Below are 20,730 nucleotides of genomic sequence, written 5' to 3'. Positions count from 1 at the left end.
TTTCCTTATCGAAAATTTATGACTTCCGCTTGGCCTCGCCCATGTTGCCGGATACTCCGGGACCAATGAGACATGTGCAAAAAACACAAAAGGCAGAGCAGATTTAACGCTTGAAAATATGAATAACCAAAAATCCACTTTCAAAAAGCACGGGAACTGACGGCATTTCAAGTGCTTTTTTTTCGCGGCGCGACAAAAGTCATGCCGTGTTGCGAAAAGAACCTGTCCCGTGTTAGCTTCATTCTCATATGAAAAAACGTACGGGCGGAAGCGGTGAATTCTGTTTCGTCCGCATATAATATCATTAATTTATATATTTATTTCATTTCAGAAACATGGATTTGATGGCGAATGAAGATGCCAAAAACTTCCAGGACAATCTGACATATTGAGAGGAGCCGCCGATATGATCGCGGCTGCTTTTTATAATCTCGCCGGAATGACCAGGAGACGCAGATGAACGGAAAACAGCCGATCACCATGGGCCACCTGACACGGCGCGGCCTGCTTTCAGCTGCACCTTTCGCACTGGTTGCCGCCACGGGTGTGCGCCCCGCTTTCGCGCAGACTCAATCCGTTTTTTCGGCCAGCACGGAAGTCTTTTTGGACAGTGTGGGCGTGTGTGGCCATTTCGCCCGGACAAACGGCATTTATCCGGAAAGCTTCGAGCGCATCCTGCCTGAACTGGAAGCGCTTGGTGTGGGCCACCTGCGTGACGAGGGACTGATTACCGCAAGGGACAGCCGCAACAGCCCGGCTTTCCAGCGCCTGCGCAGGATTGTGGCGTCCAACGTTCGCCTCACGATCATCTGTTACGACAATCTCAACCCCTACGTCTCAACGCCACTGAACAGGATTGCCGATTTCTACAACTGGTGCGACGGCGGCATCGAAGTTTTCGAAGGCAGCAATGAACCGACGCTGACGAAAGACCCGGCCAATGCGCCGCGCATTTCGGCAGAGCATCAGGCTGCACTTTTTGCAACGATCCGCTCAACTCCGGCCGTGAGCAACGTACCGCTTGTCGCGCCAAGCTATATCCAGGCGAATACGGCGCTGGCGCTAAACCTGCAGAACGTGTGCGACTTCGGCAATATTCACCCCTACGCCGGAATGGAACATCCCGAAACGACTGGGCCGGGGGCGCTCTCCAAATCTGTCGCGGCCTCGGCGCATATAGCAGCCGGCCGGCCGGTGATCGCCACGGAGATAGGGTACCACACCTCACTGCAACCGAAGACCTTCCATTTTCCCGTCACCGAAGGCATCAAGGCGCGCTACATGCCGCGCACGCTCCTGTGGTCCTTCATCAGCGGCATCCGCCGGGCTTACATCTATGAAATGGTCTCCAGCTTTGCCGAAGACGAGACAAATCCGGAATCGTCCTTTGGCCTGCTGCGCCACGATCTGAGCCGGACCCCTGCGTACGGGGCCGTTCGTGCCCTTCTTGCGCTTTGCAAGGCAAGTCGACAAACAGAGCCAGCGGAACGCAGCCTCGCTTTCCTCAACGATGATTCCGAAAGGTTTTCCCTGCGCCTGACAAGACCAGACGGCGCGCTGCTCGCCCCGGTGTGGCTTGGCATACGCGGCTGGCAATGGCCGGCGCGGATCGAAAATCCGCCAGCCGAACGTGCAACGGCCTTTTCGGTAACCGGCCCGCATAGCCAAGTCATCGCGCACCGGTTCGGCGATGACGGTTCCGTAAGCCAGCGGGTGATCGCAAAGGAAGGTGGGCAATACCGGCTTTCCGTCAGCGACCAGCTTACGGTGCTGGAGGTTTTCTGAACGGCGTGCGGGCGAAAATTTCCGGCCGACAAATTTTATATATCGTGTCAGCCTATTGCATGATAGCCTTCTGAAATAGAGCACTTTTGCTCGCTGCTGCGAGCGCAAAATATTACTGTATAAATTTTTTCTTTTTATAGATGATGACGATGCAAAAAATTGAAAAAGCGCCTGTTTCCGGGGCGCAGCGTCTCGATATTCTTCAAATGATGCGTGCCCTGGCGGCAATCATGATTGTTGCGCTGCACGCGCAGGTGAACTGGGAGTTCTCGCTCGTCAACCTCCATCTCCTGAGGCTGGGTGCGGGCGTAGATCTGTTTTTCGTCATTTCCGGCTTTGTCATCGTTTATGCCTCCCGGCCGTATTTCGCAGCGGAGGGAGGGCGCTCGGCCTTTCTTGTGCGCCGGCTTCTCCGCATCCTTCCTCTTTACTGGTTCGTGTTGACCATGCGGCTCGCCATGGCCGCGGTCGCCGTTCTTCTCAGCGCCAAGGCCTTCCCGTCCTTGCAGGCCGTCCTAACCTCCTACCTCTTCATTCCCTATGACAGCATGGGTTATGGTGACGCTTATCCGTTTCCAATCATCGATCTAGGCTGGACGCTGAATTACGAGATGTTTTTTTATGTCGTATTCGCGGTTTTTATCTTCCTGCCGCTGGAACGCGCCGTGCTGACAACAGCGGCTGTGCTGCTCGCCGCAGTGCTCATCGGCTCCAACTTCAGTCTCGCCTTGCCGTTTAGTTTCTGGTTTCAGCCCATCATTCTGGAGTTCGTGGCGGGAATGTTGCTCGCCGTGCTTTTCCTGCGCGGCGTGCGCCTGCCGCCCTTGCTGGGGATTGCGGTGGCCCTTTGCGGCGTGGCGATCTGGACGCTTATCGATCTGAAAAGGTTCGAATTCCAATGCAATCCGGGCTGTTATTCCTATACCCGGCTGCTCGTTTTTGGCGGTGGCGCGATTTTCCTGATGGCCGCGGCAACCCTGACCAGGGGCATCTCCCTGCCCCGTTTTGCGCAGCCGCTGGCGAAACTGGGCGATTCCTCCTACGCGCTTTACCTTCTGCACCCATTCATCTTTCGGGCATTCCTGGTTGCTTCCGGCGGCATCACCTGGCCGCAGGAGTGGAAAAATGTCGTCTATCTCATCGTCGTCGCCAGCACCATCGCCATCGCCCACACATTTCACGTCCTTGTCGAAACGCCCGCAAATATCTGGCTTCGTGACCGGCTGATAACACCCCGGCGAAAAGTCGCCGTGTCCTGACGCCCAGAGAAAAGTCCTCGTTTCTGCTGTTAAGTATACCCCGAAGTTCCGTTCACAAGTTTATTTTAGCACTTGATCGTTGGCTAGGGCTGTGCGATTTAAAAAGAAAATTTTAGATGTTGGATAACCATATTCAGCATTTCAGCTTACTTAAAATCGTATTTTTTAAAAATTTGGAGAGTTGTGATGTCCCGCCTTCGTATTGGCTCGACGCTCACTGGTGCGGTATTGATCACCAGCCTCGGTCTTTTTTCCGCAGTCGCCAACGCCCAGAACGTGGAACCAGCGCCGCCAGCTGCCGGGCAGCAGACGCCGCCGGTACAGACTGCGACAACTGGCGCACCCGTAAAGGCCGCCGACGAAACCAACGCCGCATTTCTGGCTCGCGTTAACAGCTCCAATCCGGACACGGTTTCCCTTGCTGCCGCGGAACTGTTCAAGCAGTCTCCGACGCAGGCAACGGTCAAGGATCTGGCCGGCATCGCTTCCAGCACCGATGCGGCAAACGCCGACATGGCGGGAAAGGTGACGAACGGCTTTCCGATCATTGCCGTTTCCACCAGCGCGGCGCAGTTCTCCGAACAGCTTTCTGGCCTGATCCTGAGCGACTCCAGCCAGTTGCCCACCATCGTCGCACTGGCCCAGAAGGTCGGCAACAAGGACTTCTCCGAAGTTGTCGGCGAAGGTCTGGCACTCGCCTATTCTACGGCGATGCAGAGGGGCAACACGATACTTGCCGCCGCAATCCAGTTGCAGACCAAGGGTGTCGGCGTGCCCTCCGATCTTCTGATCGCCTTTAGCGAAAATATTCAGGGAACGGCGGCCGGTCCGGCAGCGCCTGCGGCAGCTGCAGCTGCTGCCTCACCGATCGGTGGCGCCGGCTCTTCACCTGCAAGCGGCAACAGCATTGGCGGCTCGGGAGCGGCGGGCTCACCAGCCGGTACGGCACAGGCCGGCGGCGGAGCCGCACCGGTTGGCGGTGGAGGCAGCGGTGGCAGCACCGGCAGCGGCGGAACCACCACAACCAACAACTTCTTTGCCGCGCCCCTTTCAACCGGCAGCACCAGCACGCCAGTCAGCACAAGTCCCGTTTGAACCCGGTTTTGCCGCCCTTCCTGCGGGAATGGCGGCCGCCTGTCCTACCATGCAACCGAGACTTGGCGGGTGCCACGCCCGCCAAAAAGAGCGAGGCTGACAGTTGTTGCAAAGGCACGATCCCCTGACTATGGCCGATATCGACAAAAGCGGATTTACAGCCGACTTTATCGATATAGACGCCGTTCTTGCCACGGTCCGCCGACAGTGGCGCGTCGTTCTCGCGGCAGTCGCCATTGCCGGGACAATCGGTCTCGCTTACGCCGCGACGGCCGTTCCGATCTATTCAGCTTCGGCTACCCTTTTGATCGACCGCAACAACAGCCAGGTCGTCGAGCAGCTTTCGACAATCGGCGGCGTCGTGGAGGACGAGGCTTCCATTCTCAGCCAGGTCGAGGTCCTGCAATCGGAAACCATCGGGATTGCCGTCGTCGACAGTTTGAACCTGACGGAAAATCAGGAATTCAGGGCAAACCGCGCCTCGCTTCTGAGTTCGATATTCGGCACCATCCGTTCGCTCGTCAACGTTTCGCAATGGTTCTCACCGGCGAAAGAGACCGTCATCGATGACGGCACCCTGAAGCGGGCGCTGTCGGACCGGCTGCTGGACGGTCTCAGCGTCAAGCGTATCGGCCGGACCTACGCGCTGGAACTGACCTACAACTCGACATCACCGGTTCTAGCCGCCCAGATCGTCAATGCGGTGGCGTCGGCCTATCTGGTGGACAAGCTGAACTCCAAATACGAGGCGACGAAGCGGGCCAGCGACTGGTTGTCCGACCGTATTGCCGAGTTGCGTCAGCGGGCACTCGACACCGACCTTGCCGTACAGAAATTTCGCGCTGAACACGGCTTGATCGAGACCGGCAATAACGGCCTGCTTTCCGATCAGCAACTGGCCGAGTCCAACAGCGCGCTTATTCTGGCGCAGTCGGAAACGGCGAGGTCGCGAGCGCGGGTACAACGCATCGAACATATCCTTGCCACAGACGATGTCGACGCCGTCGTCACCGATATTCTCGAGAGCTCGGTCGCGAACGATCTGCGCAAGAAATATCTCGAATCCTCGAAGATCGAAACGGAAATCACCCGCAGGCTTGGCAGCAACCATGTTCAGGCGGTGCGTCTGCGCAACGAAATGCAAGAATACCGCCGGCTGATGTTCCAGGAAATCAGCCGTATTGCGCAAAGTTACAAGAGCGATTTGGAGGTTTCGGAAGCAAGAGAGAAATCACTTGCGGAGAGCGTTGCCAAGGCTACCAGCGTCAGCAACTCGGCCAGCCAGACCCAGGTTCAGCTCCGCGAATTGCAGCGTGAGGCGGAAACTTACAAGAACATGTATCAGACCTTCCTGCAGCGTTATCAGGAAGCGATGCAGCAGCAATCCTTCCCCGTAACGGAAGCACGCGTGATTTCGAGGGCAGTTCCGCCCAACATTCCAAGCAAACCGAACAAACCGCTACTTTTGGCGCTGTTCATGATCATGGGCGCCGCGGCCGGCGGTGGCATCGCCATGTTTCGCGAGTTCCGCGACCGTTTCTTCCGCACCGGAGAACAGGTTCGCGACGTTCTCGGGCTGGAATTTCTGGGCAACACCCCGCTCGTCCAGAACAAGCCGGGCACGGATGTGTTGCCAAAGGGACAGGAGGGGCCGCCTACCGCCACACGCCCGTCCAGCGTTGCCCGCTACACTGTCGATCACCCGCTATCGTCCTTCGCCGAAACGCTGCGCAGCACACGGCTTGCGATAGATCTTGGCATTCCCCCGAAAACCGGCGCGCGGGTGGTGGGCGTCGTATCGGCGTTGCCGAGCGAGGGCAAATCGACGATCTCCATCAATCTGGCTCAGCTTCTGGCCGGACAAGGAGCAAGGGTTCTTCTGCTGGATGCGGATATTCGCAACCCGGGCGCCACGCGCGCTTTGGGGCGCCATGCTGCAGAAGGCCTGCTCGAAGTGCTGTTAGAAGGCCGCAATATGCGCGATGTGCTGCTGCACGACGAAAAGACGCGGCTCGCTTTCCTGCCAACGGTCGTCAAGCAGCGCGTACCGCACTCCTCCGAGCTGCTGACATCGGCGCAAATGTACAAATTGCTGGCCGAAGCGAGCAGTCTCTTCGACTACATCATCGTCGATCTGCCGCCTCTCGGGCCGGTGGTGGACGCCCGCGCGATGGCCGGCCGGATCGACGGTTTCGTCTTCGTCACAGAGTGGGGCAAAACCGCCCGCAGGGCGGTACGCAATACAATTGAAAACGAAGTCCAGATCCGCAAGAAGTGTCTCGGTGTCATCCTCAACAAGGTGGACACGGAAAAGCTGAAGCTTTACCGGGCTTACGGTTCAAGCGAATATTATCACGCGCGCTACACGCGATATTACCATGATTAGGCGGGACGGAATGGCGGGCCTGCGTAAATTCTTCGCGGTCGTGCCGGTTCTCATCCTTTCCGTGTTTGTTTTATCCGTCGCCGCACAGGCGTTTTCCGAAACCCGGCGGTTTTCCGATGTCGTCGCCTTGGCAAGAATTGCCGACGACAAAAGCGGCCTGGCGCACGATCTTCTGGCGAAGACGGTCGATGGGCTGCACCCCGTCGTTGCGGAGAAAATCTGCCGTTCGGATATCGTCAAGGCCGGGTTACGGCTCGTTCTCGCAGATCTCGATGCAAATGGCCAAGATGCGACGTCGGAGGCCGGTGCGGCGCGTCTCGGCTTTGCCGAAAGCTATATTCGTCACGCGCTCTCCTGTTTGCCTGCAAATGGCGATGTGTGGCTGCGCCTTGCCATGGTTCGTTCGCTGCGTAACGCCTCGCCAATGGAAATCGCCATTCTGATGAATTTTTCCCAACTTTACGGGCCTGCAGACGCCAACCTGATACGCGGGCGCTTCGTGATGTGGCAGCAATTTCCAAAAGACACACTGCCTCAGGCCGATGCGGCCCGCAATGCGGACACGGCAATCGTCTGCGGGAAGGAGGGGGAAATCCTGCGCTGGACCCTGCGGAAGATCTGTCCGCAGCCGCCGCAGGCCGGCATGAAACGCACCGTGCCGCTTCCGTGACATAGCGGCCTAGCTCGTCCTCTACCTTAGACATCGTCGCAGCAACAGTTATTGCAAAGCCGAAAGCCAATGTCGTCCATCGAAGCCCAATCAGAACCGCTATCCTCATCGCCACCGCGACCGGTTGCGTTTCCAGACTATTTTCGAACGGCCGCCATAGTCATCTTCTGGGCTATCTTCCTGCTTGCGCTTCTCAATCGCGGCGCAACCGAAATCGAGAGCCGTATCGTCGTCACCGTTGCAATTTATTTGTTGCTCGTGCCCGCCATCCTGTTGTTCGGGCCGCCCCGGGCTGGTTCAAGCTTGGCACTTGTGGCGACCTGCCTTTTGCTGGGGGCACTCATCATCCAGATGTGGCTGCAATCATCTGTGCCGGGTATTGCTCCACCCAATCCCGCCTGGTCGACCGCCGCCATGTTTATGCAGTTCGCGCCCGACGCCACGGTTTCGCTCACCCCGGCGGATGATCGGCTCGGCCTGTTAAGCGCCGCCCTGCCCTTCGGCGCCTTCATGGCCGGCCTCGTCATTTTCGATACCGACGAGCGCGCGGCAAAAGCGCTGCGATGGTTCGCAATTGCCGGCGGATGGCTGGCACTGTTGTCAATCGTGCAATTTCTGCTTTTTCCAGAAACACTCGGCTTCATTCAGAAGCGCTTCTATCTCGGCAGCCTGACCGGCCTTTTCGTCAACCGTAATACCGCCGCCACCTTCTTCGGTCTCATTCTCCTGACCCTCGTCGTGATGCTGCACAAACGGCTGACGGCTCCAGACTGGGGAATGGTCAGGGCGCTGGTGGCAAATCGCCTGACCGTTCCAGTCGGCCAGAAACGCCTCATCCGCAAGGCCGCCTTCATCGGCGTGCTCACTGCCTTTTGCTTCATCGCCTTGATGCTGACCGGATCGCGCGCCGGCATCGCATCAAGCTTTGCGGCACTGAGTTTCCTCATTCTTTTGACCGTCTTCAACTCACCCATCAAAACAGGCCGCAACGCGGCTGCCCTGCGGCGCAAGCGGCGCGGCACGAAGCGCCGCGCGGCGATCGTGCTCGCCATTACGCTTGGCCTGTTCCTGCTCTTCGCCAATCGCGTGGCGCTTCGCATGGAAACGCGATTGGAAGACGACATGCGCTTCTGCTACATGCCGGGCATCGCGCGTGCCATTTCTGACAGCTGGCCTTGGGGAACCGGCCTTGCAAGCTTTACGGAAACCTATGCGCCCTATCACGCGGCGCAATGCGGGGTGGACGCCATCGTCACCCACGCCCACAATGTCTATGCCGAGGGACTGCTGACGCTCGGCCTCGCATTTCCATTTTATGCGGCTTTTTTCGTGCTCGTCCAACTCGCCATTTTTATTCGCGGGGCGCGCAAACGCAAAAACTACCGTTACGCCTCCCATCTCGGCCTTGCCGGGCTGCTGCTCGTCGCATTGCATTCGACACTCGATTTTTCGCTGCAGATCCCCGGCTTCGCAATGGCTTACGCCGTATTCCTTGCGCCCGTCGTCACGCTTTGCCTGAACCCACCAGGGGTTGGACGGGACCGTTCGCGGCGGCGCGAACTATCTCCAACCGATCCCGCAATGCCGGCCTAGATCAGTCCGGATGGCAGCAGCCTTCATTTCGCTGATGCGCAATAGTTGTAACGATTACAAACCACACAAAGACGCGAGAATTTGGGCATGCGGATATTGCAAATAACGTCGCTGTTTTCTCCGGACCGGGTCGGCGGCGCGGAGATATTCGTGGAAGATCTAGCGCGCGGGCTGGCGGAGAAGGGACACACGGTAGCGGTGGCGGCGATCTCCCGCAAACAACAGGTCGTGGAGCTGCGGGATGATTTCGCCGTTTACCGCCTCGGACATACCACGCCGTTTTTTATCGGGGACTGGGAACAGCAACCCGGATGGAAGCGAAAATACTACAAGATCGCCGTGCAGCTGGATCCGGGTCTCGTGCGCCGGCTTGCCCGCGTCATCGATGATTTCCGGCCTGACGTCGTCAACACCCATTCGCTGTCGGAGCTGACACCGCTGATCTGGCCGATGATCAGCAAGCGCGGCATTCCGCTCGTCCATTCCCTGCACGATTTCACCAGCATGTGCACCAACGGCTCCCTGTTTCATGACGGGCACATCTGCGACGGCACCAGCAAAAAATGCCGCGCCTTCTCCTACCTGCACCGGCGTTGCCAATGCGCCGTCGACGCTGTCGCCGGTGTCGGCCACGATATTGTCGAGCGCCATGTGCAGGCCGGCTTTTTCATCCATGTACCGGAAAGCCGCCGCACGGTCATCTGGAATGCCATCGCGCCGCCAGCTTCACAGACACAGCGCATTCCACGCGCGCCTGGGGACCCGCTTGTTTTCGGTTATCTGGGCCGCATCGAGGCACCCAAGGGTGCAGATCTCCTGATCGAGTCGCTGCCGCTCCTGCCGCCGAAGGGCTGGCGACTGGTCATGGCGGGTCGCGCGCCGGGCGGCATCGAAGCCTACGAACAAAAAACCGCCAACCTTCCGGTCGAATTTCCCGGCTACGTGGACGCCGATAGTTTCTTCGCCGGTATAGATTGTCTGATCGTTCCACCACTCTGGCCAGAGGCTTTCGGGCGCACGGTCGCTGAAGCTATTCTACGCGGTGTGCCGGTTCTCGGCGCCAATCTCGCCGGTGTCGCCGAACAGATCGGTCGGGACCGGCCGGAACGCCTTTTCGCGCCGGGCAACGCCGCCGAGCTTGCCGCCCGCATGACTGACGCGATGCGCAACCCCGCCATTCTCGCGGAAACACCGGAAGCCAAAGCGCGCATTTCGCAGGGCGTCGCGCCCGAACGGGTAATCGGGGCATACGAAGCTCTCTACTCGGAGCTGCGCAGCGGCATCAGGGCATGAGCCGCAAGATTTCACCCGGGGACATGACTTCTAGACGTCAGGTCTGTTCATGGAAAATCTGCGCATAGCTTTCCGCCGCCTTCTGCCATGAATACAGCTTGCGGTTTTCATAACCCGCCTGGCGAAGATCGCTTGCCAGATCCGGCGCCCGAAAAAGCCGCTCAAGTGCCGCGACAAGGCTGTCAGAGTCCGCGGGATCGAAGGTGAGTGCGCCCTTTCCGGCGATCTCCGGCGTTGCGGAACGGTTGGAGCAGACGACCGGACACCCCAGTTGCTGCGCCTCCAGCACCGGCAGGCAGAACCCTTCATATGTGGAAGGCACGCAAAGGCAGGCGGCGTGACGGTAAAGGTCTGCCAGTTGATGGTCGTCTATGCCGGAAAGGCGGATCAGTCGCGCCTTCAGCTCCGGATCATCTAGTACGCTGCCGATTTCCTCGGCATCGTCGCGGCCAACATGCACGACGTGCAAATCCGGCCTAACCTTGCCAATCACGGCAAAAGCCTTGCCCAGAAGCGAAAAGTTTTTATTCGACGTCGCGTTTCCGACCGCCAGTATGTAGGGCGCAGCAACCGGCGGCGGGCCGTTCGAACTCGCTGGATCGACACTCAAGGTGCTGTCAGAATGGATAGTCAGACTTTTCCCGGCAGCCGATGGATAAAACTGCGCCAGATCCTTACGCGTCGCTTCCGATACGCAGGTGATCCGGTTCGAACCAGCCATCATCAGTCGAAAGATCAAATCCGTCGTCAACGTTGCCCGCCAGCCGATCTGTTCGGGAATGGTCCTGAAATAAAGATCGTGAACCAGTGTGACGCGCCGTTTGCCGCCGCGGGGACTTCCGAAGGGATCGGCGTTGAACAGCACATCGATGCCGAGCTTGCGGCAAAGTGTCGGTAACGTCATGGCCTGACGAAGCACATCAAACACCATGATACGCGGCCGCGGCGTCTCAATCAACTGAAGGCGGCTTTCGCGCAGGTTTTCGGGCAGCTGTGCCCGCGTCCAGGGAGAGCGCAGGATGTAGTCATCCCGCGTCTGATCCAGCAGCCGCTCCAGCAGGCTGAAGGTCACGCGGGCAACGCCGGAAGGTTTGCCGCCATACTGGCTCGGCATGTTTACGAGAATACGCATCCTGACCCTTCCGCTTGCCTGCACTTTCTGCCCGAATTGATCGCCAAGAGGCCCCTCACACTGCTTCCGACAGCAAAGCGGAAACGGACCGGCAGGTCTCCTCCAGCGAAAAACGCCGGCTCACATCCTCGCGGCCCTGCTGCGCCAGCCTTTCCGCCAGAGCCGGCTGCGACAGGATGCAGCCTAGTGCTGCCGCAAGCGCCGATGCGTCGCCCGGCGGCACCAGAAGACCCGTTTCGCCGTCCCTAATGATTTCGGTAACCCCACCACCGCGTGTAGCGACAACCGGCCGCCCGCACATCATGGCCTCCACCACCACCCGCCCGAACGGTTCGGCGACAACAGAGGTGTGGGCAACGGCATCCATCGATGCCATCAGCTCTGGTACATCCGACCGGAAACCGAGGAAGCGGACACGACCATCCAGACCGAGACGGGATGCCTGCTCGCGAATGCGCGTCTCATAGGCGTCCTGCCCGAATAGCGCGCCGCCAACGATGACGGCCTGAACGCCATCCATCGCCGCGATCGCGTCCAGAAAGACGTGCTGCCCCTTCCATTCGCTCAGCCGGCCGAACAATCCGACAAGCGGTTCAGGACCAAGGCCCAATTCCGTACGCAACCGCGCAGCTCTGCCGGGATCGTGGGCCACAGCCTTTGCGGGATCGAAGCCGTTATAAACGATGCGGACCTTTTCTGCCTGCCCGCCGGCTTCAACGAAAGCCCGGCCGGTTTCCTGCGAATTGACGGCCACCAACCTTGCGAAAAGGCGCGCGAATGCCAGCGAGGCATGGCGATTGGCGGAGCTGAATGCGGGATCGGTGACTATATCGTGCAAAACCCAGACAAGTGGGCGGCGGCTGAGTTTCGCGGCAAGCGCGCAAACGAACAGCGCCTTCTGCGAATTGGCGCAGATCACGTCGTAATGTCTCGCCTGCTGGCTCAATTGCCAAGCGACGGCGACAACATCGGCCGCGCCACGCAGCATTGCGCCAAACGATGAATCACGGCGGATCGACAGCATTTTTTCGCCAGCGGATAACATGACCGGAGGCCTCCCGGCCGCTGCCAGATCATCAGCAGCACCACCGCCACTGAGAAAACACGCTCGCCAGGAATGCGGTCCGGCCTTGACGAGGTCCGTCAGAAAAAGTTCGGCGCCACCCTTCTCTCCTGTGTGACTGACAAATAGAGCGGATGTCATGACATCACCTGTGAAGTACCAGAGCACCCAAGTTGCCATTGTCCTAAATTGCGGGCATGAATGGACAGCGCGTGAAAATGACGAGTGCACTTGCCAACGGCAGGGATAGTTTCACCGGCAATTTCATTATAAGAACAACAATGCTTGATTGTGGTTAGAAAAAATAACATTCAAACCTTTATGCGGATAAAAATCCGATATATGTAAATTAAAAGAAAAATATTCTATCTATATATTTTAAAAGAAGTCGAAGAAAAATTCGTGACGTATAATTTTACTGCTTTTCGCCGTCCCGTTTCCTGCGTTTTGTCCCCCGGCCTTTCGGCGGAGTTATCCTAGGGCCAGGCCAGGAGAACGAATGATGACACCGCTCAAACGCAACATATGCATATATATGACCGGAACGGAAGAGGTGCCGGCATGATCGGCGTATCGCTCGGTATCACCCCCCGAAACATCCCCACCATGGTCCCTTCCCTGAACGCGCTCTCACCCTTGCGCGCGCGTTTGACTGCGGGTCAGAATGCCACGATCTTCGTGAATGGTGACAGCACCGCCTATGCCGATGCCGGACCATTCCAGCAGTTCGCCATGATGCTCGGCGATCTGCATGACACAAGGATTGTGCTACACCGCTGGGCAGAATGGCAGACAAACGCCCCCACCGGGCCAAAGGCCTATGCGGATTCGGTTACGCTGCGCGCAGGCATGGGGCCAACGCTCACGGTCTATCTTGCGGCACTGCCCGGCGGCATGGCCGGTTACATGCTCGCGGACCAGCGCGCGGCGGCGTTGAAGATTCCGCGTCCCGACCTGTGCATCACGCATCATGGGCATAATATGCAGAGTTTCGAGACGCCGGGCGGTATCCTAAGCTCCGGACGAGCCGCCCTGCTCGGACCGCTTGGCATGATGGAGTGGCAATGGCCGGGTGCCCCCCAACTCATCACCACCCAGAACCCCTGGCGCGATAGCACCGGTTACGACAAGGTCTATAATGCGATCCTTGACCTTGCCCGAGCGCACCCGGGCCTCACGCTGGTGGATACACACGCGTCATTTGTAGCGAGAGGCAAGGACCATGCGCTTTACCGCGACAACGTCCATCCGAACGATGCCGGATCTCAGCTCATCGCCCGAACCTTGTTCAGTTGTTATCTTGCATCGGCGCCCGATAACGTCTTTCAGACACCTTGTTGGCCAAAACTTCCCGCCGCCAATCTTATCGTCAACGGCGATTTCACCGATTGGACGGGGTCCGCTCCATCGGGTTGGAATCTCACCGCGCCGGCCTCTGCCGGCAAAACCGCCGCAGTGACCTTTTCTCCGGCCTTCGCTTACAGCCTGGATCTGCGTGCAAACGGCAGCCAGTCAGCCGCGCTGTTTCGTTATTTCCGGAATGCAGAGGCCGCCGCGATGATTGGCAGAACCGTCTCCTTCGCGGTGCTTTACAAAAATAGCGAGGGGCAGCGAGCGCCCTATGTCACACTGGTTACGAAAAGCGGCGGCGCGGTCCGGACGATAAGCTGCTCCGCCCTGCAATTCGGTGGTGCGAATGCCCTCGACAATAGCGGCTGGATGTGGGCGATAGCCAACGAGATCGCGATCGATCCTGATATCAGCCCCAGCGGATACGGTTTCTATGTGAGGATCATGCCGGCATTCGGCATGAGCGCGCCGGTTTCCAACGAACCGCTTTACATACAGCGGGTGATCGCCGTTGAGGGCGCTCTGCCAAAAGGCAATCTGATCGACTGAAAACCATGGAAAATTGTCTTGCGCGGCAACGTCATCAAGACCACTATTCATCGTCATCACCCTGTCGCCTCATGGTGATGACGTCCTCTCCCACAGGGCCGCACCAAGGTCCGCCAGTGAAGGATACAGGCCGGGAATGACCAGAAGCAGAAATATGGCGGCATCGCATCAATCCCCGTTGCCGGGTTTCGTTTTGGCGATGCCTCTTTATCCTTCAAAAACCATACAGGTGCCCGGTCTCTTTCTGGCGATATTCGTTTTTTCCATTGGCTTTTTCATTCAATGCAATGTGCTGACCAGCAATCTGGGCCTGCGCTTCCTCAACATCACCGACATGCTTGTCCTGATGACGCTACCCGTTATTGCCCTGCTTTACATTCGCTGTCTGACGCCGTCGATCATCCTGCTTTATCTCGTTCCGCTAACCATTTTTTTTGCACTATCGGCTGTTTTTGCCGACGAACGTGGCGAAGGTGAATTTTACACCACCGCGATGGCATATTTTTACGCGGTCTATTTTCTGTTTTTTGCCTATATGCTGTTTAAGGAGAGCCTTCTCGAACTGTTCTGCTGGGGCATCTTCGCCGGCTTCATCGCGGTGACGATCCTGCTTTTTCTGGACATCGTCATTCACGACCAGCTCGCCTCCCTTGGCCTCTCTTTCATGTTCGATGAAACCGCCGTGCTGGCAGCTGCGGCAAAAGGCGAATTGAGCCCGTTGCTTTTGCGTGTCGAAAAAGCGGGTGGAATCTGGCCGGTGGGCAACACAGCCGGACCTGCCTTTGCATTGGCGGGAGCGGCAGTCGCCTATCTTGCCGAAAGGCAAAAACGTCCCGCGCTGTTTGCCGTATTTCTGCTGGTCTATCTGGCGAGCTTCACACTTACTCTCAACCGGTCCGGAGTATTTGCGGTTCTTGCGATCGGGGTTTATTTCTACATCAGAAATTTTTCCATCAAAATGCTGCTCAGCACCTATTTTGGTTTTGCCTTGTCCGCCCTTGTCATCGCAGCTGTTTTGCCATTGGGTGCTTTCGATTTTGCGGAGCAGATCTTTTCAAAACGGTTTCTCGAGGACAGCAACAGCAGCAACAATGCGCAGGAACGCTGGGATACGCTCACTGGCGGCTTTCAGGTGATGCTCCATCACCCTTTAGGCATTGGTTTTACCGCCCGATACGAAGAACTGTCGAGAATATCGAGGATCGGAACGCCGCATAATGGCTTTCTCGCCACGGCCTATGCATCCGGCGTAGGATTTGGCCTTCTCAGCGCCTTTGCGCTTGTTTACGCGATCCTCCGGAAACGAAAAGTCGGTTTCTTCGCCTATTCGGCGATCGGAATCGTCATCGTCTATCAATTTGAAGAGCTGAATTTCAATCCCGTTTTCATGGCCTTCATGGGGCTCGTACTCGCCTATACTTTCATTGATCTGGATTTCAGGTTCTTTCTGAAAAATACGATGATGCGGATGGCTGGAATGGCAGAAGAGGACACTTTGGCGACGGCACGACCCGCCTAAATTACGGCGAGGTTCTCTCGCTCCAAACCGCACATCCTTGCTGCCAAAGTTTGTTCGGTTTTCAAGTGGACGCTTTAGGTCACTTCGATGATTTCAATCTCTTTGCCACCCAGGCTGACAACATCACCGGCAGATTTTCCCATCAACACTCCTGCGACCGGGGAGACATAAGACATCGATCCATTGGCCGGATCGGCTTCATCCTCGCCTACGATCCGAAACCGTTGCGTCCTCCCGTCATCACGGCTGAATGTTACCACGCTGCCGAAGGCAACGGTGCCATCAGCAGGCGGGCTCGGCATCAGCTGGGCGGTGCGAACGCGCTCCGCGAAATACCGAATGTCCCGCAGAGGATTGGCCGAAAGCCGACGTCTTTCATTGACGTCTTCGACGGCATTGGCCGTTTCGCAGGCTTCGCGCGCCAATTGCAGCTGCTGCTCCAGCGCTTTCAGCCCAGCCTCCGTCACCAGATTGGGATGAGGCGAAATCACCCGGTCCGGCAGAACCGTTTCGGCTGCGGTTTCGGCACTATCTTCCTTGGTAAAGGCTACACTCAATTCTGGCACTCCATTCCCGTGAGATGCCGCTTTGAGCATCTCCCTTGCCGTCCAATCCTGCCACCGCCCATCGCAATGCTGCAATAGCGTGCACCACAGAAACCGCCCATGTACCCCTCATTTCTGGCTCTAACAGGAGGCTTTTCGCCCTGTTAGGGTATTGCCCAAGAGGAGTGAGAAAGCCAACGCTAACGGACAGGAGACGGTCAATGGCCCGGACAGTATTGAATGCGCTTGGAGACACACTCTACTACAGCGACAATTCCACCGGATTTTTTTCCGCCACGGGTTCCGGACCGCTGCTGACAGGCACTGCCGGCAATGATTCCATGTGGGGCGACAGTTCCGTCAATGTGACAATGGCGGGCGGCACGGGCGACGATATTTATTACCTCTATTCCAGCATTAACCGCGCCGTCGAAAATGCCGGGGAGGGTATCGACACCATCGACACCTGGATGAGTTATACCTTGCCCGACAATTTCGAGAATCTGCGGGTAACAGGAGATGGTCGTTATGCCTTCGGAAATGAGCTGGACAACATCATAACCGGCGGAGCGGGCAGCCAGACCATTGATGGCGGGGGTGGTAACGACGTGCTGATCGGCGGTGGCGGTGCGGATACATTCGTTTTTACGAGCGGCAACGGCACCGATCTCATCATGGATTTCAGCGCCAACGACACGGTCCGGCTTAACGGTTACGGCATCACGTCCTTCGAGCAGCTCGTCAGCAATGCCACCCAACAGGGCGATAATCTCTGGCTGAACTTTGCCAACGGCGAGGCCGTCGTTCTTGCCGGAACGACCATCGACGATCTTCAGGCAGACCAGTTCGAGCTCAGCCTCGACCGATCATCCCTCACCCAGACCTTTGCCGACGAATTCGATGCACTTTCACTTCGCAGCGGCGATCAGGGGACTTGGGATGCCAAATATTGGTGGGCACCGGAGAAGGGAAGCTCGCTGACGACGAATGGCGAGGCGCAATGGTACATCAACCCCGCTTATGCCGGCACATCAGAGGTCAATCCCTTCAGCATCAACAACGGTGTCCTGACCATCACCGCCGCCGAAACCCCGCAATCGATCGCCAACGAGGTTGAGGGCTATGATTATACCTCGGGTATGCTGAACACCTATTCGTCGTTCAGCCAGACCTATGGTTATTTCGAAATGCGCGCCGACATGCCGACCGACCGGGGCGCTTGGCCGGCCTTCTGGCTTTTGCCTGAGGACGGCTCCTGGCCACCGGAACTCGATGTCGTGGAGATGCGTGGGCAAAACCCCAATACGCTGATCATGTCCACCCACTCCAATGCAACGGGAGAACAGACATCAGTCATAAACAATGTCAGCGTGCCGAGCACGGAAGGTTTCCACACATATGGCGTGTTGTGGGATGCGGAACATATTACCTGGTATTTCGACGACGTCGCCGTGGCGCAGACGGATACGCCTGATGACATGCACGACCCCATGTATATGGTCGTCAATCTTGCTGTCGGCGGCATGGCAGGAACGCCGTCGGCGGTTGATTTCAGCGACGGTTCGCAAATGATGATCGATTACATCAAAGCCTATTCGCTTTCCGACTGGGCCGCGTAGCGAAAAACGCCGGCAGTTGCGTTCAGAACTGCCGGCGCTTCAGACCTCAGCCTGTCGGCTGGGCCTTGTTCAGTTCAGTCATTCAGCCGCGATCTGCATCCGCTCAGTGTAGAGCGACATGAGATGACGCGCCGTTTCAAGGCTCGCGGGCTGTTCGGCCCGGTAGCGGCGGCCGATTTCCATCATCAGCACAGTATCCGGCAGGAAGGTCAGCTCCGAGAAGATGCCCTGCCAGTCGATATCTCCCCAGCCGAGAGGCATATGCAGATCGCCGATGCCGAGAGCGGTATTTTCCTGGTCGAAATACGGCTGATAAAAGCCCTGTGGCCGGCCGAAGGAATCGTGCACATGCAGATGGCCGGCGACCGGCGCCATGGCGCGAAGCTGCTCGCGGAAATCGAGCCCGCGATAGGTGGATTCGAGATAGGCGTGGCTAAAGTCGATCAGCGCCACGACGTTATCATGGCCTATGGCCTTAACTGTCTGGGCCACCTCGGCAGGCGTCTGGCGATATTGGCCGGGTTCGGTGGAGAAGATATTCTCAAGCGCGACCCGCACGCCATAGGGCTTGCAGAATTCCGCCAGCTCGAAAAGCGCCTCCCGCTCACGGGCATCGGCATCGGCCCGCTCGGCGATCTGGTCGGCACGCAGGGCACCACCATGCTGAACGAGGATGCCCGCGCCGATGCGATCGCACAGGACGGCCAGCGCCTTGGCTGCATCTATCTGGTAGCGGCACGTTACCGGGTCCATGAAATTGGACGAAACAAGACCGTGCACCGTGTAACGGAAGTCGAATTCTTTGGCGAGCGCCACGAACCGTTGAGCGCGCTCCTCGATGATGCGACCGCCTGCGATCAGATCAAGGCTCGTTGCGGCGATTTCAACGGTGTCGCAGCCAATTTCGGCAAGCGCACGAAGATCGCTTTCGAGTGTGGCCAGTTCACCGTCGTCCGAGCTGGCGTTGAAGCCGGTTCCAATAAGATTGCTCATGTCATCATCTCCAGGGGTAAGGAAGGTCATGCGAGTTCAGGCTGCCGTACGGCGCGGCGCGCCGTATCGAACAGGTCCGGGCGGTCGATATTGACGTAGTCTACCCCGGCCAATGCGATCTCATTATGAAGGTTGGCATCATCGCCGCCATAATAAACCATGATTTCCAGACCCGCCTTGCGGCATGCCGCGACAAGGCCGGGCTTGCGCATCTGCGCAGGTGTGATCTCGATGATCGAGGCATGGTGAACAGCCGCAGCCAGCGAAGGCGACTTGGCGATATCGAGCGTCATCATCTTGCGGAATTCCGGCGCGGCGGCGGCCAGGCCCCGGCGCATTTCTTCGGAGAAAGAGAAAAAGAAGGTGTCGCGCACCATGCCGAGGCTCCGTACCAGTGCCGCCACCTTGACGGGATCGCAATATTTCAGCTCGACATAGACGCCGCAGCGGCCGCGCAAATGGCTGAGATAGGCATCGAGCCGCGGTACAGCCGCACCCTTGAAGTTTTCGCCGAACCAGCTGCCGGCGTCCAATGCATCGATCTCGCTCGACAGCATGTGGCCGATGGGACCCGTGCCATTGGTGGTACGATCCAGCGTTTCGTCGTGAAAGACATAAAGCACGCCGTCCGCGCTCTCGCGCACGTCGAGCTCGATGTAATCCGCTCCCTGCTGTAAGGCGAGGTCGGCGGCGGCAAAGGTGTTTTCGGGCGCAAAATGGTTGGCGCCGCGATGGGAGACGATTTTAGGCATGGAAATTCCTGTCAGTTTACGGCTTCCGGTTCACGCGCCGGAATAGTCGAATGGTGGGAAAGATCGGCATGCAGCCCGGCGATGCGGTTACCGGCGGCATCGAACACGAGCGTCAGCGCCGATTTGCAGCTGATCCCGACACGATCTCCCGGCGCGTGGCGTATCGTCTCGCCATATTCGAGCGCGTGGATCATGCCTGCGGGCGTATCGATCGTGTAGAATACCTCGCGCCCCATGGGCTCGACGGTGGTAACCTGCCCCTCAAGCCGCGCCTCGGACGATGTGACGAGGGCGATATCTTCCGGGCGCAGGCCAAAGGTGACTTCGCCGTCACAGCGGGCATTGAGGTCGAGCAGGGCATCGCCAATCTGCAACTGCCCGCCCTGCGCCCATCCTTTCAAGAGATTCATTGGCGGCGTGCCGATGAAACCGGCCACGAACAGATTGTCGGGCCTGCGATAAAGATCATCGGGCGTGCCGATCTGGGCAATGGCGCCGTTGTTCATGCAAATGATCCTGTCCGCCATGGTGATCGCCTCGATCTGGTCATGGGTGACGATCAGCGTGGTGATCTTCAGGCGCTTCTGCAGGCTTTTCAGCTCGGCGCGCATGGTGATGCGCAGGGTCGCATCGAGATTGGAAAGCGGCTCGTCCAGTAGCAGGATGTTCGGTTCCTTGACCAGCGCGCGGGCAAGCGCCACACGCTGCTGCTGGCCGCCGGAAAGCTGCGAGGGCCGTCGGTCGAGCAACGCGCTGATCTGCACGAGGCTTGCCGCCTCCTCCACCCGTCGCGCTGCCTCCTCACGCGGAACATTCTTGAAACGCAACGGAAAGGCGATGTTCTGCCGCACTGTCAGGTTGGGATAAAGTGCATAAGACTGGAAGACGATGCCGACATTGCGGTCGCGCGCATCGATGCGATTGACGTTGTGGCCGTCGAAAGAAATCTGACCCGCGGTCGGCGCGTAGAGCCCGGCGAGCAGGAAAAGCGTGGTCGACTTTCCGCATCCGGACGGCCCGAGAACGGCGACGAATTCGCCGTCTTCGATGGAGAGGGTCATCGGTTGCAGAACGCGGGTGTCGCCCCAGCTTTTGGTGACATTGTCGAGGGTGATCCTGGCCATGGC

16 protein-coding genes are annotated in these 20,730 nt (G+C 58.1%); 10 read left to right on the top strand and 6 right to left on the bottom strand.

Annotated elements, in window-relative coordinates:
* The first annotated feature begins 456 nt into the window (after positions 1 to 456).
* The 7 genes from ACQZ5Y_RS07580 to ACQZ5Y_RS07550 all read left to right on the top strand — a co-directional run bounded on the left by ACQZ5Y_RS07580 (position 457) and on the right by ACQZ5Y_RS07550 (position 10,081).
* Entirely contained in the window at positions 457 to 1,785 is a 1,329-nt protein-coding gene (locus ACQZ5Y_RS07580) for a hypothetical protein (protein ID WP_174060035.1), read from the top strand.
* Between the two features lie 140 nt (positions 1,786 to 1,925).
* Positions 1,926 to 3,044 (top strand): acyltransferase family protein, encoded by a 1,119-nt coding sequence (locus tag ACQZ5Y_RS07575; protein WP_112191722.1) that lies wholly within the window; start codon positions 1,926 to 1,928, stop codon positions 3,042 to 3,044.
* A gap of 186 nt (positions 3,045 to 3,230) precedes the next feature.
* Positions 3,231 to 4,139, top strand: a complete 909-nt coding sequence (locus ACQZ5Y_RS07570; RefSeq protein WP_080801506.1) for a hypothetical protein — start codon at positions 3,231 to 3,233, stop codon at positions 4,137 to 4,139.
* Between the two features lie 130 nt (positions 4,140 to 4,269).
* Positions 4,270 to 6,525 (top strand): polysaccharide biosynthesis tyrosine autokinase, encoded by a 2,256-nt coding sequence (locus ACQZ5Y_RS07565; RefSeq protein WP_065704374.1) that lies wholly within the window; start codon positions 4,270 to 4,272, stop codon positions 6,523 to 6,525.
* 10 nt (positions 6,526 to 6,535) lie between these two features.
* Entirely contained in the window at positions 6,536 to 7,195 is a 660-nt protein-coding gene (locus tag ACQZ5Y_RS07560; RefSeq protein ID WP_174060036.1) for a hypothetical protein, read from the top strand.
* A gap of 69 nt (positions 7,196 to 7,264) precedes the next feature.
* Positions 7,265 to 8,788 carry an O-antigen ligase family protein gene (locus tag ACQZ5Y_RS07555; protein ID WP_035199588.1) on the top strand — a complete coding sequence of 508 codons (1,524 nt, stop codon included), beginning with the start codon at positions 7,265 to 7,267 and terminating at the stop codon, positions 8,786 to 8,788.
* Positions 8,789 to 8,875: 87 nt separating this feature from the next.
* Positions 8,876 to 10,081, top strand: coding sequence for a glycosyltransferase family 4 protein (locus ACQZ5Y_RS07550; RefSeq protein WP_174060037.1), 1,206 nt, complete (start codon positions 8,876 to 8,878; stop codon positions 10,079 to 10,081).
* 37 nt (positions 10,082 to 10,118) lie between these two features.
* On the opposite strand, the gene ACQZ5Y_RS07545 is transcribed toward ACQZ5Y_RS07550, so the two are convergent.
* Both ACQZ5Y_RS07545 and ACQZ5Y_RS07540 read right to left on the bottom strand, forming a co-directional pair.
* Positions 10,119 to 11,213, bottom strand: a complete 1,095-nt coding sequence (locus ACQZ5Y_RS07545) for a glycosyltransferase family 4 protein (protein ID WP_174060038.1) — start codon at positions 11,211 to 11,213, stop codon at positions 10,119 to 10,121.
* 55 nt (positions 11,214 to 11,268) lie between these two features.
* A complete protein-coding gene (locus ACQZ5Y_RS07540; RefSeq protein ID WP_111789693.1) occupies positions 11,269 to 12,417 on the bottom strand; it encodes a glycosyltransferase family 4 protein in 1,149 nt (382 codons plus the stop codon).
* 420 nt (positions 12,418 to 12,837) lie between these two features.
* Here ACQZ5Y_RS07540 and ACQZ5Y_RS07535 point away from each other — a divergent pair, with 420 nt between their 5' ends.
* Both ACQZ5Y_RS07535 and ACQZ5Y_RS07530 read left to right on the top strand, forming a co-directional pair.
* The gene (locus ACQZ5Y_RS07535; RefSeq protein ID WP_174060039.1) at positions 12,838 to 14,175 is read left to right on the top strand and encodes an SGNH/GDSL hydrolase family protein; all 1,338 of its coding nucleotides are present in this window, start codon (positions 12,838 to 12,840) and stop codon (positions 14,173 to 14,175) included.
* Positions 14,176 to 14,311: 136 nt separating this feature from the next.
* The gene (locus tag ACQZ5Y_RS07530; protein WP_174060040.1) at positions 14,312 to 15,694 is read left to right on the top strand and encodes an O-antigen ligase family protein; all 1,383 of its coding nucleotides are present in this window, start codon (positions 14,312 to 14,314) and stop codon (positions 15,692 to 15,694) included.
* Positions 15,695 to 15,768: 74 nt separating this feature from the next.
* Here the strand turns inward: ACQZ5Y_RS07530 and greA are convergent, their stop codons facing one another.
* Positions 15,769 to 16,251 carry a transcription elongation factor GreA gene (gene greA / locus ACQZ5Y_RS07525; protein ID WP_065687892.1) on the bottom strand — a complete coding sequence of 161 codons (483 nt, stop codon included), beginning with the start codon at positions 16,249 to 16,251 and terminating at the stop codon, positions 15,769 to 15,771.
* Positions 16,252 to 16,460: 209 nt separating this feature from the next.
* Between greA and eglC the strand changes: the two genes are divergently transcribed.
* Positions 16,461 to 17,858 (top strand): endo-1,3-1,4-beta-glycanase EglC, encoded by a 1,398-nt coding sequence (gene eglC, locus ACQZ5Y_RS07520; RefSeq protein ID WP_174060041.1) that lies wholly within the window; start codon positions 16,461 to 16,463, stop codon positions 17,856 to 17,858.
* 78 nt (positions 17,859 to 17,936) lie between these two features.
* Here eglC and ACQZ5Y_RS07515 read toward each other — a convergent pair whose 3' ends face one another.
* The 3 genes from ACQZ5Y_RS07515 to ACQZ5Y_RS07505 are packed head-to-tail and all read right to left on the bottom strand — an operon-like array spanning position 17,937 to position 20,727.
* A complete protein-coding gene (locus ACQZ5Y_RS07515) occupies positions 17,937 to 18,851 on the bottom strand; it encodes a TIM barrel protein (RefSeq protein ID WP_003511278.1) in 915 nt (304 codons plus the stop codon).
* A 26-nt stretch (positions 18,852 to 18,877) separates the two neighbouring features.
* Positions 18,878 to 19,603: a glycerophosphodiester phosphodiesterase gene (ugpQ, locus tag ACQZ5Y_RS07510; RefSeq protein ID WP_019564838.1), complete on the bottom strand. Its 726-nt coding sequence runs from the start codon at positions 19,601 to 19,603 to the stop codon at positions 18,878 to 18,880.
* An 11-nt stretch (positions 19,604 to 19,614) separates the two neighbouring features.
* Positions 19,615 to 20,727, bottom strand: coding sequence for an ABC transporter ATP-binding protein (locus ACQZ5Y_RS07505; RefSeq protein ID WP_019564839.1), 1,113 nt, complete (start codon positions 20,725 to 20,727; stop codon positions 19,615 to 19,617).
* Positions 20,728 to 20,730 lie beyond the last annotated feature (3 nt).

This window comes from Agrobacterium sp. A3-95, assembly GCF_053521785.1.
The sequence above is the reverse complement of the archived record's forward strand: the minus strand, read 5'-3'. Positions and strand labels throughout refer to the sequence as shown.

Coding starts and splice junctions, on each gene's coding strand:
- ACQZ5Y_RS07560 (WP_174060036.1), top strand. CDS start 6,536: ATGGCGGGCCTGCGTAAATTCTTCGCGGTCGTGCCGGTTCTCATCCTT.
- ACQZ5Y_RS07540 (WP_111789693.1), bottom strand. CDS start 12,417: ATGACATCCGCTCTATTTGTCAGTCACACAGGAGAGAAGGGTGGCGCC.
- ACQZ5Y_RS07575 (WP_112191722.1), top strand. CDS start 1,926: ATGATGACGATGCAAAAAATTGAAAAAGCGCCTGTTTCCGGGGCGCAG.
- ACQZ5Y_RS07545 (WP_174060038.1), bottom strand. CDS start 11,213: ATGCGTATTCTCGTAAACATGCCGAGCCAGTATGGCGGCAAACCTTCC.
- ACQZ5Y_RS07505 (WP_019564839.1), bottom strand. CDS start 20,727: ATGGCCAGGATCACCCTCGACAATGTCACCAAAAGCTGGGGCGACACC.
- ACQZ5Y_RS07515 (WP_003511278.1), bottom strand. CDS start 18,851: ATGAGCAATCTTATTGGAACCGGCTTCAACGCCAGCTCGGACGACGGT.
- ACQZ5Y_RS07535 (WP_174060039.1), top strand. CDS start 12,838: ATGATCGGCGTATCGCTCGGTATCACCCCCCGAAACATCCCCACCATG.
- eglC (WP_174060041.1), top strand. CDS start 16,461: ATGGCCCGGACAGTATTGAATGCGCTTGGAGACACACTCTACTACAGC.
- ACQZ5Y_RS07570 (WP_080801506.1), top strand. CDS start 3,231: ATGTCCCGCCTTCGTATTGGCTCGACGCTCACTGGTGCGGTATTGATC.
- ugpQ (WP_019564838.1), bottom strand. CDS start 19,603: ATGCCTAAAATCGTCTCCCATCGCGGCGCCAACCATTTTGCGCCCGAA.
- ACQZ5Y_RS07565 (WP_065704374.1), top strand. CDS start 4,270: ATGGCCGATATCGACAAAAGCGGATTTACAGCCGACTTTATCGATATA.
- ACQZ5Y_RS07555 (WP_035199588.1), top strand. CDS start 7,265: ATGTCGTCCATCGAAGCCCAATCAGAACCGCTATCCTCATCGCCACCG.
- ACQZ5Y_RS07550 (WP_174060037.1), top strand. CDS start 8,876: ATGCGGATATTGCAAATAACGTCGCTGTTTTCTCCGGACCGGGTCGGC.
- ACQZ5Y_RS07580 (WP_174060035.1), top strand. CDS start 457: ATGAACGGAAAACAGCCGATCACCATGGGCCACCTGACACGGCGCGGC.
- ACQZ5Y_RS07530 (WP_174060040.1), top strand. CDS start 14,312: ATGACCAGAAGCAGAAATATGGCGGCATCGCATCAATCCCCGTTGCCG.